The organism is Vibrio sp. 2130-1 (genome assembly GCF_033339515.1).
On sequence record NZ_JAWOUT010000492.1, the window covers coordinates 1 to 592 of the forward strand.

The 592-nt window shown below is 41.6% G+C and carries 1 protein-coding gene; it reads right to left on the reverse strand.

Going from position 1 to position 592, the window contains the following annotated elements; all coding sequences use genetic code 11:
• Positions 1–592 (reverse strand): ABC transporter ATP-binding protein (locus R7Q09_RS27015; RefSeq protein ID WP_318144061.1); only part of this gene is annotated, 592 nt, incomplete at both ends.

Consider the following 592-nt stretch of genomic DNA (forward strand, 5'->3'; position numbering starts at 1 on the left):
ACCTAACGTTAGATTTTTACCTATTTCAACCTGAGCTGTTTTTATCGGTAAAGTGATTGAATGACCCACATCTAGACTCACTGTTAAGCTCGTTTCATCCCAAGCTTCAACGGTACAAGGAAGAAAATTCATTTTAGGCGAGCCAATAAATCCGGCAACAAATCTGTTAACAGGGTTATGGTAGAGATCCATTGGTGAGCCAACTTGCTCAACTTTACCATCACGAAGCACGACGATTTTATCTGCTAATGTCATGGCTTCGACTTGGTCGTGCGTTACGTAGATCATGGTTGACTTAAGTTCTTGATGTAGCTTTGCAATATGTAGACGCATATCCACACGTAATTCTGCATCAAGGTTTGATAGAGGCTCATCGAATAAAAACACTTTAGGATCTCTCACGATAGCACGACCGATAGCAACGCGCTGACGTTGCCCGCCTGACAGTTGGGCTGGTTTACGATCAAGTAGATGTTCTAACTGTAGTGCTTTACCAACCAGCTGTACTTTTTTATCTCGCTCTTCTTTTGGAACTTTGTTTACTTTTAGTGAGTAACCCATATTTTCTGCAACAGTCATATGCGGGTATAGA